This is a genomic window from Kitasatospora sp. NPDC049258 (assembly GCF_040678895.1).
Taxonomy (GTDB): Bacteria; Actinomycetota; Actinomycetes; order Streptomycetales; family Streptomycetaceae; genus Kitasatospora.
On the sequence record NZ_JBFAQT010000017.1, the window covers coordinates 96,569 to 110,531 of the forward strand.

Sequence of the window (13,963 nt, forward strand, 5' to 3'; positions counted from 1 at the left end):
ATGACCTTCGCCACCGCCGCCCGCCGCAGCGGGGAGAGCCGGATCAGCCCGGTCTTCTGGGTGCTGCTCGCGATCCTGGCCACCTCCGGATGGGCGGTGGCCACCGGCCACGGCAACTCCCGGGTCGGGGTCTTCCTGTTCGTGGTCGCGGGCTGGATGGTCTCGCTGTGCCTGCACGAGTACGCGCACGCCCGCACCGCGCTGCACGGCGGTGACATCACCATAGGGGCGAAGGGCTACCTGACCCTCAACCCGTTCAAGTACGCGCACGCGCTGCTGAGCTTCGTCCTGCCGGTGATCTTCGTGATCATGGGCGGGATCGGCCTGCCCGGCGGCGCGGTCTTCATCGAGCGGCACCGGATCCAGGGCCGGCTCAAGCACAGCCTGATCTCGGCGGCCGGGCCGCTGGTCAACCTGGTCCTGGGCGTGCTGCTGCTGGTGATGGTCGGCGGCGGCTGGTTCGACGACCCGGCGCTCACCAGCTCGGTGCAGGGCTTCGAGGTGCCGGTCTCGCCGTTCCCGGCGGCGCTGGCGTTCCTGGCCTACCTGCAGATCACCGCCGCGATCCTCAACCTGCTGCCGATCCCCGGCCTGGACGGCTACGGGATCGTCGAGCCCTGGCTCTCGTACCGGACCAGGCGTGCGGTGGAGCCGTTCGCGCCGTACGGGATGCTGGCGCTGTTCGTGGTGATCTGGCAGACCGAGGCCGGGCAGTGGCTGAGCGAGCTGACCCTGTCGGTGATGAACCTGTTCGGGGTCGACAACCTGTACACGGCCGTGGGCGACGGGCTGTTCCGCTTCTGGCGGTGACCGCTCGGGCCCGCTCGGCCGGTCAGGCCTGTTCGGCGGCGCGGGCGCGCTCGATGCGGTCCTTGCGGACGTAGAACCAGGCCATGTTGCTGGCCACGCCGGCCATCAGCACCCAGATCACCCCGAACCAGTTGCCCTCGACGAAGGAGATCACCGCCGCCGTCACGGCGAGCACGAGGACGAGCGAGGCGAGCAGGGCGTTGCGGGGCATGGCGGGAGCTCCTGGAGAGGGCCGGGGACGAACACGGTCGCCATCCATTGTCACCCGAAGGGGCCCCTCGACCGGTCGAGGGGCCCCTTCGGGTGAGCGCGGCGGCGCGGCTCAGATGTCGGTGACCCGCAGGCCGGCGTGGGCCTTGTAGCGGCGGTTGACCGAGATCAGGTTGGCCACCAGGGCTTCCACCTGGTGGGCGTTGCGCAGCCGGCCCGCGAACACCCCGCGCATGCCGGGGATCCGCTCGGCCAGCGCCTGGACGAGATCGGTGGCGGCGCGCTCGTCGCCGAGCACCAGCACGTCGGTGTCGATCCGCTCGACGGTGCGGTCCTGCAGCAGCACCGCCGACAGGTGGTGGAAGGCGGCGGTGACCCGGGACTCCGGCAGCAGCGCGGCGGCCTGCTGGGCGGCGCTGCCCTCCTCGGGCTTGAGCGCGTAGGCGCCCTGCTTGTCGAAGCCCAGCGGGTTGACGCAGTCCACGACGATCTTGCCGGCCAGCTCGCCGCGCAGCGCCGTGAGGGTCGCGGCGTGCCCGTCCCACGGCACCGCGACGATCACGATGTCGCTCTCCCGCGCGCAGGTCGCGTTGTCCGCGCCGCGGACCCCGGGGCCCAGCTCGGCGGCGGCCGCCTCGGCCCGCTCGGCCGTCCGGGAGCCGATCACCACCTGCTGGCCGGCCGCGGCCAGCCGGTAGGCCAGGCCGCGGCCCTGGTCGCCGGTGCCGCCCAGGACACCGACCACCAGCTGGGATACCTCGGGCTGCGCGGAGGGGGCGGCGGCAGCCGGTGCGTTCACTGAATCGGGGTGCGTCATGCCGAAGATCCTGCCAAAGCCGGGGCCGCTGCTCCACGCTGTGCGCCATGGACGCACTGAGAGTTTCAGCACTCCGTGAGGCCTTGGCGGGCACCGGCTGGCCGGAGTGCGCCCGGGAGTTCGGTGGGGAGCTGCGCCGGGCGGTGGCCCGCGGGCCCTTCGGCGGGTTGCTGCTGGTCGGCACCACCGGGTACGAGCCCTGGCACCTGGCGGCGCACCTGGACGAGCAGGCCCGCTGGTCCGGAGCCGCGGCGCTGGCCCCGGTGCTGCTGCGGCGCAGCATCCCGCCGGGCGCCCCCGCGCACCTGGCGCACGGCCTGGAGCGGCTGGTGGAGCGCCCGCGCGGGGCGACCGTGCTGGTGGTCGCTCCCGGGGCGGCCGACGAGGTGCTGCTGGAGCGGGTCCAGGACGCCCGGCGCGGTGGCGCGACCGTGCTCGCGCTGGACGACGGCGAGCCGCAGTGGGCCTCGACGGCCCATCAGCGCCTCACCGTGCCGGGGGTCGGCGCGGAGCCGTTCGACCTGATCCAGCACCTGGTCGGCGCGGCCGCCGGGGCCCGGCCGCGGCGGGGCCCGCGGCTGGGCCGGCTGGCCGGGCTGCTGACGGGGCGGCCGGCGCCGCGCTGGTGAGCCCGCGGGCGGCGCCGCACCGGTGAGCCCTTAATTCGTTTGCCCGCGCACGGGGCCGCGCCGATGATGTCCGGTTGTGACCTCCCCCTACCAAGCCTCGCCGCCGGACCCGCCCGCCCGTGGGCCCCGCAAGCTGCTGCCCGACCTGGCTCCCTGGCGAGCCTCCCGGGACTTCCGGCTGCTCTGGACCTCGGGATGCGTCACCTCGTTCGGCAGCTTCCTGACCTATGTCGCGGTGCCGCTCCAGATCAAGGAGCTCACCGGTTCCTCCTTCGCCGTCGGCCTGGTCGGCGCCTTCGAGCTGGTACCGCTGATCGTCTTCGGCCTGTGGGGCGGCGCCCTGGCCGACGCGCTGGACCGGCGCAAGCTGGTGCTCTGCTCGGAGGCCGGACTGGCGCTGCTGACCGGTCTGCTGCTGCTGAACGCGCTGCTGCCGAGCCCGCTGCTGTGGCCGATCTACCTGGTGGCCGCGCTGGTGGCCGCCGTCGACGGCCTGCAGCGGCCGGCCCTCGACTCGCTCACCCCGCGGATCGTCGCGCACGACCAGCTGACCGCCGCCTTCGCGCTCAACTCGCTGTACCGCAACGTCGGTTCGGTGGCCGGCCCGGCACTGGCCGGCATCGTGGTGGCCACCGCCGGCGTGCAGACCGCGTTCCTGCTGGACGTGCTCACCTTCGTCGTCTCGCTGCTGCTGCTGGCCCGGATGCGAGCCGTGCCGCCGCCGTCCGGCGCGGACAAGCCCTCGGTACGGGCGGTGATCACCGGCGTGCGGTACGCCTGGAGCCGCAAGGACCTGCTGGGCACCTATGTGATCGACACCTGCGCGATGCTGTTCGCCTTCCCGGTGGCGATCTACCCGTTCTTCGCCTCCGAGCTGCACGCCGACTGGGCGCTCGGCCTGATGTACGGCGCCACCGCGGTCGGCGCCCTGGCGGTCTCGGCGACCAGCGGGTGGACCTCGCAGCTCCACCGGCACGGCCGGGTGCTGGTGCTGGCCGCGCTCGGCTGGGGCGTGGCGATGGTGCTGGCCGGCCTCGCCCCGAACATCTGGCTGGTGCTGCTCTGCCTCGCGCTGGCCGGCGGCGCGGACCAGATCTCCGGCACCGCCCGCTCGACCATGTGGAACCAGTCCATCCCGGACGGGGTGCGCGGCCGGATGGCCGGGGTGGAACTGCTCAGCTACTCGGTCGGCCCGCAGCTGGGCCAGGTCCGGGCCGGCGGGATGGCCGGGCTGGTCGGGGTCCGCGGCTCGATCTGGATGGGCGGTGCGGCCTGCGTGCTCGGCGTGGTCGCGCTGGCGGCCGCGCTGCCGCGGCTGCTGGCCTACGACGACCGCACCGACGAGCACGCGGCCGCCGTCCGGGCCGAGCACGAGGCGCTGGCCGCCGACCGCCTGGCCGAGTCGGCCGTGCCGGCGGCCTGACGGTCGGCGGCGCCTCGGCGCACCGGGTGCGCCGGGTGTGCCCGGCGGGTCAGGCGTCCCGGTCGTCGGGCGCGCCGTCCTGCCAGCGCGGGTCGCTGCGCCACTCGCGGTTGCGCTCGGCGGCGGTCTCCAGCGCGTGGGCGGCCTCCTCCCGGGTGGCGTACGGGCCGAGCCGGTCCTTGGCCGGGCAGTCCGGGCCCTCCTCGACCTGGTGGTGCTTGATGCAGTAGAACCACTCCCCCGGCTTTCCGGTGGGCTTGCGGCCGAATCCCAGCGCCATCTCGCGTCTCCCGTTCGTCGTGGTCCGTCGATCGGCCGCGGTGCCGATCGTCCTGCCGTACCGAGTCGATCATTCCCGCCACCCGCCTCGCACACACGGCCGGGGCCGTGGGGGTGCGGCCGATAGACTCGCGGACATGTCTCTGGTACCCGGCACCGTGTCCCCCGTCCGCAAGGTCCCCGCGCACATCGCGCGCCCCGAGTACGTCGGACGGCCGGCCCCCGCGCCGTACACCGGGCCCGAGGTGCAGAGCGAGGAGACCATCGAGAAGATGCGGATCGCCGGCCGGATCGCGGCCCGGGCGATGGCGGAGGCCGCCAAGCTGATCGAGCCCGGGGTCACCACCGACGCCTTGGACGTGGTCGCCCACGAGTACATGTGCGACCACGGCGCGTACCCCTCGGACCTGGGCTACCGGGGCTTCCCCAAGTCGATCTGCACCTCCGTCAACGAGGTGATCTGCCACGGGATCCCGGACACGACGGTCCTTCAGGACGGCGACATCGTCAACATCGACGCCACCGCCTTCATCCACGGGGTGCACGGCGACCTGAACGCCACCTACCTGTGCGGCGAGGTGGACGAGGAGTCCCGGCTGCTGGTCGAGCGCACCCGGGAGTCACTCGCCCGGGCGATCAAGGCGGTCAAGCCGGGCCGCCAGGTGAACGTCATCGGCCGGGTGATCGAGTCCTACGCCAAGCGCTTCGACTACGGCGTGGTCCGCGACTTCACCGGCCACGGGATCAACACCTCGTTCCACTCCGGCCTGATCATCCCGCACTACGACAGCGAGCGGGCCACCGAGGTGATCAAGCCCGGGATGACCTTCACCATCGAGCCGATGCTGACCCTCGGCACCTACGACTACGAGGTCTGGGCCGACGGCTGGACGGTGGTCACCAAGGACCGCAAGCGCACCGCCCAGTTCGAGCACACGCTGGTCGTCACGGCCGACGGCGCGGAGATCCTCACCCTGCCGTAGCCGCTGCTGCGGGGGGCGCGGGTGCCCGCGCCCCCGGTCGGCCGGTCAGCCGATCAGCCACTGCTCCTCGGCCACCGCGCCGACCTCGGTGCAGGCGTCGGTGAGGACGTCGAGGACCCGCAGCGGGTCCGGCAGCGGCTGCTCGGGGCCGCGCACCCAGCGGACCTCGGTGCCGTCCGCGAGGGCGGCCGGCGGGAGCAGGGTGTAGGAGCCGCGGCAGTGCCAGCGCAGGCCGGGGTGCTCGGACATGGTGTCCGGGGTGGAGTCCAGCGCGCTGGTCCACCACTCGTCCTCGTCGACCGGGGTGCCGCGGGTGGCGGTGAAGAAGAGGTAGCGGTCGTCGCCGACCACGGCGACCGGGCCGCCGATGCCGAGCTCGTCCAGCCGCTCCAGCGCGAGCTCACCGGCCGACGCGGGGACGTCGAGCACGTCGTGGGCGCGGCCGGTGGCGGTGATGAAGTTCGCCTGCGGGTCGCGCGAGAGCCAGCGGGCCAGCTGCTCCGGGTCGGTGGTCGCCTGGGACTGCCAGGCGAAGGAGACCGGGTGCTGGGCCGGAGCCGGACAGCCGATCCGGTCGCAGGAACATCGGTGGCCGGCCGGGTGCGCGGCGGGCGCCAGCGGGAAGCCGGCCCGGACCGCGCCCAGCAGCAGATCCAGCCGGGTCGCCGCGTCCCCACCCGTGACCTGGCGTTCCTGCTGCCGGTCACGCCGCCACCAGGTGGTCCACCTGCTGCTGGCTTCCATCGGGCCCCTTCCGAACTGCCGTGACCTGCCGTGCCTGGTGTGACACAGCGACCGACGCAACATCCGACGTAACGCCGGAACGCGCCCCAGGCTTCCCGGGCGCCGCCGGACGGCACGTCCGCCACCGGCCGGATGCCGGGATCGCCGGGCGGCCGACGCCGGGGCACGGTACGGAAGAACGAGAGTTGCGGCTCGGCGGGCAGGCGCACAGGCACCCGACCCGGCCCGTACGGGGCCCGCGGACCCGGGTATGCCCCGGAGGCGTACAGAGCAGGATAAGGGTGCCGGGGCGGTCCGGATGACCGGGGGAGGTGCTGCGCCGGTCACATCTGCTGCACACCGCCCGCCCCTGACCCGCACGAGAGCTGCCCGGGGCACACGTACCCTGGACGACGTGAAGAGCAAGGACACCGCATTCGTCGGCGGGCCGCTGGACGGCCGGGTGCTGCCGATCCTGCTGAACCCGTTCCACAATGTCGGCCGCTTCTACCGGGTGCCGGTGCCCGCCCACAGCGGCCTGCCGGCCAGCACGCTGGTCTACCGGCGGGCCAAGGAGTACGACGCCAAGGGGCGCTGGCGCTGGCGCTACGAGTACGACCCGGAGGGCGGGGCCGGCGCCCGGGGCGACTGGACCGACCGGCTGCCGTGGTCCGGCAGGCCGGCCGGGGCCACTCCGGGCACCGACGCCTCCTGATCCCCGCCCACCGGGCCCGAGCCTTGCTCAGGCCTCCTCGGCGAGGATCAGGTAGAGCTTCTTCTTGGTCTCGGCCAGGACGGCCAGACCCTGGGTGCGCTGGGCCTCCGTGCCGGTGGTCATGACCTGGCGGATGGCGTTGTTGACGGCCGCCATCGCCTCGCCGACCTCCTGCACGGCCTCCCAGTCGATCCCCCGGCCGGCCTCGGCCCACGGGGACTCGGCGCCCGCGTCGGCCTCCGCGCGGCCGGCCTCGGTCAGCTCGAACAGCCGCTTGCCGGCGACCTCCTGAGCCGTGACCTTGCCCTCCTCCTCCAGCAGCTGGAGGGTGGGGTAGACCGACCCCGGGCTGGGGCGCCAGGCGCCTCCCGTCCGCTCACCGATCTCGGTGATCATCTCGTAGCCGTGCATCGGACGCTCCTTCAGCAGCGCGAGCAGCGAGGCACGCACGTCCCCGCGCCGCGCCCGGCCGCCGCGCCGGCCGCCACCGCGACCGTGGCCGCCCCGGCCGTGCCCGCCGAAGCCCGGCCCAGGGCCGAAGGGCCCCGGCCCGAACCTCCCCGGCCCACCCGGGCCGCCGAACGGCCCGAACGCCTCCCGGCCCTCGAAACCCTCCCCGAAGGCCCCCTCGATCTCCGGCCGCCGTCCCCGACGGCCCATTCCGCGATTCCGCATTCCTGGGCGCATGAGCGCACCACCTCCCGTTGCCGGACGCCTCCGAACGAAGCATCTCGATAACTCAACGATATATCGGTGACTGTCGGAAGACAACACTCTTCGAGCACGCGTCACTGTTGCTGCCGCCGCGGCACACGGCGCGCCGGGCGGGGGACGGCGAACCGCGAAGATGGGGCGCATGCCCGTGCCGAGCGAGCCGTGCTGGAGCACCTCCCGGCCGGCGACTTCCCGGCGCCGCCGCGCTGCGCGGTCGGCTGGACCGGACCGACGTGGTGGCCACCTCGGGAGCCGGGTCGGTGAGCGTCGACCTTCGGGCGCGCGGGTCGGCGCAGCCCCGGGCCCTCGACACGCCAGGCCGGCAATCCGAAACGGCCCGGGGCGGTGCCGCACGCACTACCGTGGCCGCATGGCAGGCGAACGCGATCTCCAGAAGCTGCTCGGCGGGATGCAACCGGTGCTCAACCCGGGCCGGTACGTGTACTGCACCCTCCCCGGCCGGATCCCGGCAGGGCTGCGGCCGGTGGTGACGGTCAGCGAACCCGAGGGGCCGACCGTCGTGGTGACGCAGGAGGAGGCCGACGCGCTGGGGCTGCGGTACGACTACGTGGCCGCCTGGATCACCCTGCAGATCCACTCCGCGCTGGACGCCGTCGGGCTCACCGCGGCCGTCGCCGGCCACCTCGCCGAGCAGGGCATCAGCTGCAACGTGGTGGCCGGCTTCCACCACGACCACCTGTTCGTCGGCGCCGAGCAGGCCGACCGGGCGGTGGCCGCGCTGCGCGACCTGGCGGCCCGTCGCGCCTGATCGCCGCGCTCGCCCCGGCGCCGTCGCGGGGCGTCACCCCGATGGCGGCGCCCGATTGCGCGGCGGGGCGGGGCAGGCCGAAGGTCGGGTGACAACGGCCTCACGCCGAGGAGGATCCATGAGTACTGCCCCCGGCCCCACCGCGCCTTCACCGGCCGGCCGGCCCAGCGCGTCCGGCAACAGTCCCTGGGTCAGCGGGCTGGTGCTGTTCGCCGCCGTGGTGCTGATCGTCAACGGGATCCTGGAGATCTTCCAGGGGATCATGGCCATCGCCGACGACGACGTCTTCGTCTCCACCCCCCGCTACGTCTTCCGGTTGGACCTGACCAGCTGGGGCTGGATCCACCTGATCCTCGGCCTGCTGGTGGCACTGACCGGCTTCGCGCTGCTGCGGGCGTCCACCTGGGCCCGGATCGCGGGCATCTTCTTCGCCTCGCTGAGCATGCTCGGCAGCTTCCTCTCGCTGCCCTACTACCCGCTCTGGTCCCTGGTGCTGATCGCGCTGGACGTGTTCGTGATCTGGGCGCTGTGCGTCTACCGGTCGGACCAGCCGAGCTACTACTGAGGCAGCCGCTTGCGGACCCCCGACGACCGGGGCCCGGGGCCGCTCCGAAGAGCGGCCCCGGGCCCGGTTGCCGCGAGGGCTACTTGCCGAGCGCCGCCACGCCCGCCTGCGCGAACTGCTCGTCCAGGTCGCCGCTGGGCGCGCCCGCCACCCCGACGGCCGCGATCGGCGCGCCCTTGGCCTGCACCGGGGCGCCGCCACCCAGGAACAGGGTGCCCGGGATGTCCTTCAGGTTCGGCGTGGTGGCCAGCCGCTTGACGAGCTCCGAGGTGGGCGCGTTCCAGGAGACCGCGGTGAACGCCTTGCGCTCGGCCGACTCCGGCGACTGCGGCCCGGCGCCGTCACCCTTCAGCAGCACCCGGGTGACGCCGTTGCGGTCCACCACCGCGACCGAGACGTGCTGGCCGCTCTTCTGCGCGGCGTCCAGCGCGGCCTGCGCCGCCTTGGTGGCGGCCTCCACGGTCAGGCCGGTGGACTCGGTGAGGTTGCGGTTGGCGGCGTCCGCCCGGACGGCCGCCGGGGCCTGGTTCGGCTGGGCGGCGGCCGTCTCGGCGCTGGCCGACACGGCGCCCAGGGTGCCGGCGCCCAGCGCCGCGACCGCCACGGCACCGGTGACCACCCGGGCCCGCAGGCTCATCTTCTTCATGCTTCGGCTCCCTCGACATCGGCTCCGGAAGCCCGCTCGGCTCCCGCTCTGCTTCGATCCTGCGGCCCGTACCGGGGCGCTCGGGTCGGCGGACCGGCCCGAGCGCGCAGGCATCATGGATGACGAGCGGGTCGACCGATCGGCTGATGCGCGGGGCCCGGCGGCGGGCCACCATGCCAGAGGAAGAGCCGGTCGGCGGCCCGGCAGCAGCAGGCGAGGAGAGTCACGTGCACGACCATCGGCCCCCGGCCGACGACCCCGACGTGGGGTGGCTGGCCACGGTGATGCGGATCGCCTTCCTGCTGCTGCTCACCGCCTCGCTCACCCGCTACCTGTCCCACCACTGGTCGGCCGGCCGGACACCTTGGGTGGTCGGCCTCGGCCTCGCGCTGGCGGCGGGGCACCTGCTGCTGCCCACCCGCCGACCGCCCGGACCACGTCGACCACGTCGACCACGTCGACCGGGCCGACCGGGCCGACCGGGCCGACCCGCCGGCCAGGGCCGGCGTCCGGCCGAGCTGGCCGGCCTGGGCGCGGTGCTCGGCAGCTGGGCGGTCCTGGTGCTGACCGCGCCCAGCTTCGCCTGGTGCGCCATCCCGCTGATCTACACCGTGCTGCGGGCGCTGCCGGCCCGGGCGGCCATCCCGGTGGTCGCCGCGATGACCGCCCTGGTGGTGGCCGCCGAACTCCGGCTGGCCGACGGCTTCGACCCCACCCTGCCGCTGCTGCCGCCGACCGTGGCGGCCCTGGCCACGGCCGTCTTCCTGTACATGGAGCGCCAGGCCGCCCGGCAGCGCGCCCTGATCGACGACCTGATCAGTACCCGCCGCGAACTCGCCGCCACCGAGCGGCGCGAAGGCGCCCTGGCCGAACGGGAGCGGCTCGCGATGGAGATCCACGACACCCTGGCGCAGGGGCTGTCCAGCCAGCAGATGCTGCTGCAGGCCGCCGACCGCACCTGGGAGCAGGACCTGGCGACGGCGCGCGGCCACGTCCGTACCGCGACCGCGATCACCGGCCGCAACCTCGCCGAGGCGCGCCGCTTCGTCCATGACCTCGCCCCCGCCGAGCTCGCCGACGGCGGCACCCTGGACTCCGCCCTGCGCGCGCTCGCCGAGCGGGAGAGCGCCGAGAGCGGACGCCCGGTGCGCTGCCACATCGACGGCGCGCCGGTGCCGCTGCCCGCCGCCGCGCAGGCCGCCCTGCTGCGGATCGCACAGGGCGCGCTGGCCAACGTGCGCGAGCACGCCGGTGCCCGGACGGCTGCGCTGACCCTGTCGTACCTGGGCGAGCAGGCCGTGCTGGACATCGCCGACGACGGACGCGGCTTCGCCGTCGACGGCGGCACAGCCGGCTCACAGCCGGACGGGGGCACCGGGCGCGGTCACGGGCTGCCGGCGATGCGGGCCAGGCTGCGGCAGCTCGGCGGCGCGCTGACCGTGGAGAGCGCCCCCGGGGAGGGCACCGTGGTCTCCGCCTCGATCCCGCTCGCGGCGCCGGCCGGCGCACCGGTGGAGGCGCGGTGAACCCGACGACCGTACGGCTGCTGGTGTGCGACGACCACGCGGTGGTCCGGGCCGGGCTGCTGGCCCTGCTCGCCAGCGCCCCCGGGATCGAGGTGGCCGGCGAGGCCGGCAGCGGCGAGGAGGCGATCGCGCTGGCCGCCCGGCTGCGGCCGGACGTGGTGCTGATGGACCTCCAGCTCGGCGCGGGCATCGACGGCATCGAGGCCACCCGGCGGATCACCGCGGCCGGCCCGGACACCCGGGTGCTGGTGCTCACCACCTACGACACCGACGCCGACATCACCCGGGCGATCGCCGCCGGCGCCACCGGCTATCTGCTCAAGGCCGAGCGTCCGGAGGAGCTGTTCGCCGCCATCCATGCCGCCGCCCAGGGCCGGACCGCCCTGTCGGCGCCGGTCGCCACCCGGGTGATGTCCCAGATGCGGGCACCGGCCCCCCAGCTCACCGACCGCGAGCTGGACATCCTGGCCCAGCTCGCCCAGGGCCACGGCAACCGGGAGATCGCCCGCGCCCTGTTCATCAGCGAGGCCACCGTCAAGACCCATCTCGGCCGGATCTACGCCAAGTTGGGGGTCGACACCCGCGCCGGCGCGGTGGCCACGGCCACCGAGCGGCGGCTGCTGCGGTGACGATGCCGCGCTGACCGTTCAGACCGCGTGGCGCCGGGCCAGGAGCCGCAGGCCCCGGACCACCACCGCCCGTACCGGTGCGGGCGGGCGGCGCACCCCGAGGGCCGCACGCACCGGATCGTCCAGCAGCACCGCCGCCACCGTGGGCGCCAACCGGGCGGCGGGGCCGGGCAGCCGGGAGGCCAGCAGCCCGCTGGTCGCCTGCCAGAGCTCCCGGCCGGCCGCGCTGGGGGCGAACCGGGTGCGCTCGAACTCCCCCATCCAGCGCTCCAGTCCCGGCAGCCCGGCGGCGGGCGTCGCGGGCAGGCCGAGCGCCTGCGCGAGTGCCCGGTGGAAGCCGTACGCCGCCTCCCGCTCCTCGGCGGTGACCGCCCGGGGCCCGTACGCGCCGACGAAGCGCAGCGGGCTGACGGTGAAGCAGGCCAGCACGTAGTGCATCAACTCGCCGGTGATACCCGGGCGTTCGTGGACCCGGCGGAGTTCGGCGACGATCCGGGCGCCCTGCGCGCTGTGCGGGCCGTGGTCGATCAGGGCGAACATCGCCGCCCCGGTGGCCTTGGCCCGGGCCTTCGGCAGATCGGCCATCCGGCCGGTCGCCCGCAGCACGGCGGCGATCTCCGGCACGGCGAAGGTCCGGATGAAGCCCAGCGTGAGCCCGACCCGGGCCGCCTGCGGCAGGCTCTCCAGGACCAGCCGCGCGTACGGGTCGCGCCCGCCGGCCGCCCCGCTCACCGGGACGCCCCGGGTGCCCCAGGCGCCCCTGGTGCCCCTGGCGCCCCGGCGGTCAGCGCTTGGGCGGTCAGCGGGCCGTCCAGGCGGTGGGCGACCCGCACCAGGTGCGCCCGCTCCCCGGCGGGCTCCGCGTCCAGGCCGGGCAGGGTGGCCTGCTCCTCGCGCGGGCGGGGCAGCTCGCCGGCGTTCAGGGCCAGCACGGCCGAGCGCAGGGCCGCGGCGACCACCAGCGCCGAGCGCTCGGCCTCGTCCAGACCGGCCCGCTCGGCGATCCCACCGGCGGCCACGACGACCGCCGGGTCCACCCAGGGCCGCAGCGTCAGCTGGCCGTCGCGGATCTCCAGCCCGCGCCTGGCCGTGCGCCACTCCAGGTCGCGCACGGCCAGGCGTTCGGTCCGGGCCGACGGGGGCGATTCCAGGGCCAGCCGGCGGTCCGCCCGGTAGACCAGGTCCCAGAGCGGGCGCAGCGCGTGGTAGTCGCGGCGGCGGCGCAGCCAGGCGGCGACCGCCGGCCCGGCGAAGCCCGTGGTGATCAGGACGGCTCCGGCGGCGGCGAAGACCGGGCCGAGGCCGGTGCTCAGCCAGTCCAGGCCGGTGAGCCCGGCGCCGGCCGCGCCGATCGCGAGGATCTTGCACAGCACGTAGCCGCAGGCGGTGAGAGCGCCGAAGGCGATCCGCCGGATGCCCCGGCGCAGCGGGCCGATCGGCAGCCGGGCGGCGTGCCCGCGGCAGACCCGGCCGATGTCGAGCAGCGCGAAGGCGAACAGGCCCTGGTAGAGCGCCAGGAACAGCGCGGTCGCGGGCGTCCCGGCGAAGGCGGTGTCGAAGGTCAGCGGTGTCTCCGGGCGGTACGGGCCGCCCAGCAGGAACAGCGCCGCCATGGCCGGCCCGAGCAGACCGAACAGCAGCAGCCGGCGGCGCGCGCGGCGCCAGGTGTCGGCCGGTGCCGTGTCCCACACCACGGTGCCGGCCCGGCGGGCGGGCGGGGTCCAGATCAGTGCGAGCACCATGGCGGCGGCGGAGAAGCCCGTGATGGCGAGGTAGACCAGCAGCGTCGCCAGGTTGCCGATCAGGGTGACCCGGTCGACCGCGCGGTAGAGGGCCGGGGCGGCCAGGACGAAGGCGGTGGCGGGCGAGGCGATCGCCAGGGCGACCACCAGCAGGCCGCGGGAGGGCTCCCGGCGCCAGGCCCGGATCTTGAGGCCGGCGACCACCCAGGCGGCGGTGCCGATGGCGAGGTAGCCGAGGTCGAAGGGGAGTTCAGACATGCTGGCCCTTGCGGTGCTCCAGGGCGGGTGCCAGCTGGGAGGTGGTCCCGGCGCCCGGGGCGAGGACCAGGATCCGCATCAGCTCGGCGCCGAGCACCTCCGCCTCCTGTTCGGCCGCGTCGTCGTAGTGCGAGCGGCCGAGGACCAGTCGGAGCATCTCCGGGTCGATGGTGGGGAGTTCCACCTCGACCAGGTCCGACCCGTCGCCCCGGCCCGGCGGTGGCACCTCGGCCAGGTGGCCGCAGAGCAGGTGGGCCAGCTCGTGGCAGATGATGTGCGCCTGGTGCAGGCCGGAGGTCTCCTGCTCGAAGTGGATCACATCCGCGTCGGCCCGGCGCTCGACGAAGCCGGACGGCTCCCCCACCCGCATCCGCCGGGGCGCCAGCCGTACCGGCCGTCCGGAGCGGTCGGCCACCGCCGCGCACAGCTCCTCCACCGTGCTCAGCGGGGGCAGCCCCAACTGTCTTGCCACGGACCGCATCCGGCGACGGGTACGTCCTACACCTTGCACGTGGTCCCCCTCCG

General features: G+C 74.8%; 18 protein-coding genes. 9 read left to right on the forward strand and 9 right to left on the reverse strand.

Annotated elements, in window-relative coordinates; translation table 11 throughout:
• Positions 1–810 carry a site-2 protease family protein gene (locus AB0K43_RS17140; protein WP_363640424.1) on the forward strand — a complete coding sequence of 270 codons (810 nt, stop codon included), beginning with the start codon at positions 1–3 and terminating at the stop codon, positions 808–810.
• 22 nt (positions 811–832) lie between these two features.
• Here AB0K43_RS17140 and AB0K43_RS17145 read toward each other — a convergent pair whose 3' ends face one another.
• Together AB0K43_RS17145 and npdG are read right to left on the reverse strand one after the other, a co-directional pair.
• On the reverse strand, positions 833–1,021 hold the full coding sequence (locus AB0K43_RS17145; protein WP_363640426.1) for a hypothetical protein: 189 nt from the start codon (positions 1,019–1,021) through the stop codon (positions 833–835).
• 111 nt (positions 1,022–1,132) lie between these two features.
• On the reverse strand, positions 1,133–1,837 hold the full coding sequence (gene npdG / locus AB0K43_RS17150; RefSeq protein WP_363640428.1) for an NADPH-dependent F420 reductase: 705 nt from the start codon (positions 1,835–1,837) through the stop codon (positions 1,133–1,135).
• A gap of 47 nt (positions 1,838–1,884) precedes the next feature.
• Between npdG and AB0K43_RS17155 the strand changes: the two genes are divergently transcribed.
• Together AB0K43_RS17155 and AB0K43_RS17160 are read left to right on the forward strand one after the other, a co-directional pair.
• The gene (locus AB0K43_RS17155) at positions 1,885–2,466 is read left to right on the forward strand and encodes a hypothetical protein (RefSeq protein WP_363640430.1); all 582 of its coding nucleotides are present in this window, start codon (positions 1,885–1,887) and stop codon (positions 2,464–2,466) included.
• 76 nt (positions 2,467–2,542) lie between these two features.
• Positions 2,543–3,889, forward strand: coding sequence for an MFS transporter (locus tag AB0K43_RS17160; RefSeq protein WP_363640432.1), 1,347 nt, complete (start codon positions 2,543–2,545; stop codon positions 3,887–3,889).
• Positions 3,890–3,938: 49 nt separating this feature from the next.
• On the opposite strand, the gene AB0K43_RS17165 is transcribed toward AB0K43_RS17160, so the two are convergent.
• Positions 3,939–4,169 carry a hypothetical protein gene (locus AB0K43_RS17165; protein WP_363640434.1) on the reverse strand — a complete coding sequence of 77 codons (231 nt, stop codon included), beginning with the start codon at positions 4,167–4,169 and terminating at the stop codon, positions 3,939–3,941.
• A gap of 136 nt (positions 4,170–4,305) precedes the next feature.
• Here AB0K43_RS17165 and map point away from each other — a divergent pair, with 136 nt between their 5' ends.
• Positions 4,306–5,151 (forward strand): type I methionyl aminopeptidase, encoded by an 846-nt coding sequence (gene map, locus AB0K43_RS17170; RefSeq protein ID WP_363640436.1) that lies wholly within the window; start codon positions 4,306–4,308, stop codon positions 5,149–5,151.
• 45 nt (positions 5,152–5,196) lie between these two features.
• Here the strand turns inward: map and AB0K43_RS17175 are convergent, their stop codons facing one another.
• Positions 5,197–5,895, reverse strand: a complete 699-nt coding sequence (locus tag AB0K43_RS17175) for a bifunctional DNA primase/polymerase (RefSeq protein ID WP_363640438.1) — start codon at positions 5,893–5,895, stop codon at positions 5,197–5,199.
• Between the two features lie 394 nt (positions 5,896–6,289).
• On the opposite strand from AB0K43_RS17175, the gene AB0K43_RS17180 reads away from it, so the two are divergent.
• Positions 6,290–6,589, forward strand: a complete 300-nt coding sequence (locus AB0K43_RS17180) for a hypothetical protein (RefSeq protein ID WP_363640440.1) — start codon at positions 6,290–6,292, stop codon at positions 6,587–6,589.
• A gap of 27 nt (positions 6,590–6,616) precedes the next feature.
• Here AB0K43_RS17180 and AB0K43_RS17185 read toward each other — a convergent pair whose 3' ends face one another.
• Positions 6,617–7,249 (reverse strand): PadR family transcriptional regulator, encoded by a 633-nt coding sequence (locus AB0K43_RS17185; protein WP_363640442.1) that lies wholly within the window; start codon positions 7,247–7,249, stop codon positions 6,617–6,619.
• Between the two features lie 424 nt (positions 7,250–7,673).
• On the opposite strand from AB0K43_RS17185, the gene AB0K43_RS17190 reads away from it, so the two are divergent.
• Together AB0K43_RS17190 and AB0K43_RS17195 are read left to right on the forward strand one after the other, a co-directional pair.
• Positions 7,674–8,072: an ACT domain-containing protein gene (locus AB0K43_RS17190; protein ID WP_363640444.1), complete on the forward strand. Its 399-nt coding sequence runs from the start codon at positions 7,674–7,676 to the stop codon at positions 8,070–8,072.
• A 118-nt stretch (positions 8,073–8,190) separates the two neighbouring features.
• Positions 8,191–8,637, forward strand: a complete 447-nt coding sequence (locus AB0K43_RS17195; protein ID WP_363640446.1) for a hypothetical protein — start codon at positions 8,191–8,193, stop codon at positions 8,635–8,637.
• 79 nt (positions 8,638–8,716) lie between these two features.
• Here AB0K43_RS17195 and AB0K43_RS17200 read toward each other — a convergent pair whose 3' ends face one another.
• A complete protein-coding gene (locus AB0K43_RS17200; protein ID WP_363640448.1) occupies positions 8,717–9,283 on the reverse strand; it encodes a heme-binding protein in 567 nt (188 codons plus the stop codon).
• Between the two features lie 284 nt (positions 9,284–9,567).
• Between AB0K43_RS17200 and AB0K43_RS17205 the strand changes: the two genes are divergently transcribed.
• Both AB0K43_RS17205 and AB0K43_RS17210 read left to right on the forward strand, forming a co-directional pair.
• On the forward strand, positions 9,568–10,809 hold the full coding sequence (locus AB0K43_RS17205) for a sensor histidine kinase (RefSeq protein ID WP_363640543.1): 1,242 nt from the start codon (positions 9,568–9,570) through the stop codon (positions 10,807–10,809).
• Entirely contained in the window at positions 10,806–11,438 is a 633-nt protein-coding gene (locus AB0K43_RS17210) for a response regulator transcription factor (protein ID WP_363640450.1), read from the forward strand. Before AB0K43_RS17205 ends, AB0K43_RS17210 begins: the two co-directional genes overlap by 4 nt.
• An 18-nt stretch (positions 11,439–11,456) precedes the next feature.
• Here AB0K43_RS17210 and AB0K43_RS17215 read toward each other — a convergent pair whose 3' ends face one another.
• The 3 genes from AB0K43_RS17215 to AB0K43_RS17225 are packed head-to-tail and all read right to left on the reverse strand — an operon-like array spanning position 11,457 to position 13,910.
• On the reverse strand, positions 11,457–12,170 hold the full coding sequence (locus AB0K43_RS17215) for an oxygenase MpaB family protein (RefSeq protein WP_363640452.1): 714 nt from the start codon (positions 12,168–12,170) through the stop codon (positions 11,457–11,459).
• A complete protein-coding gene (locus AB0K43_RS17220; RefSeq protein ID WP_363640454.1) occupies positions 12,167–13,438 on the reverse strand; it encodes an MAB_1171c family putative transporter in 1,272 nt (423 codons plus the stop codon). Before AB0K43_RS17220 ends, AB0K43_RS17215 begins: the two co-directional genes overlap by 4 nt.
• Positions 13,431–13,910 carry a hypothetical protein gene (locus AB0K43_RS17225; protein WP_363640456.1) on the reverse strand — a complete coding sequence of 160 codons (480 nt, stop codon included), beginning with the start codon at positions 13,908–13,910 and terminating at the stop codon, positions 13,431–13,433. Before AB0K43_RS17225 ends, AB0K43_RS17220 begins: the two co-directional genes overlap by 8 nt.
• Positions 13,911–13,963 lie beyond the last annotated feature (53 nt).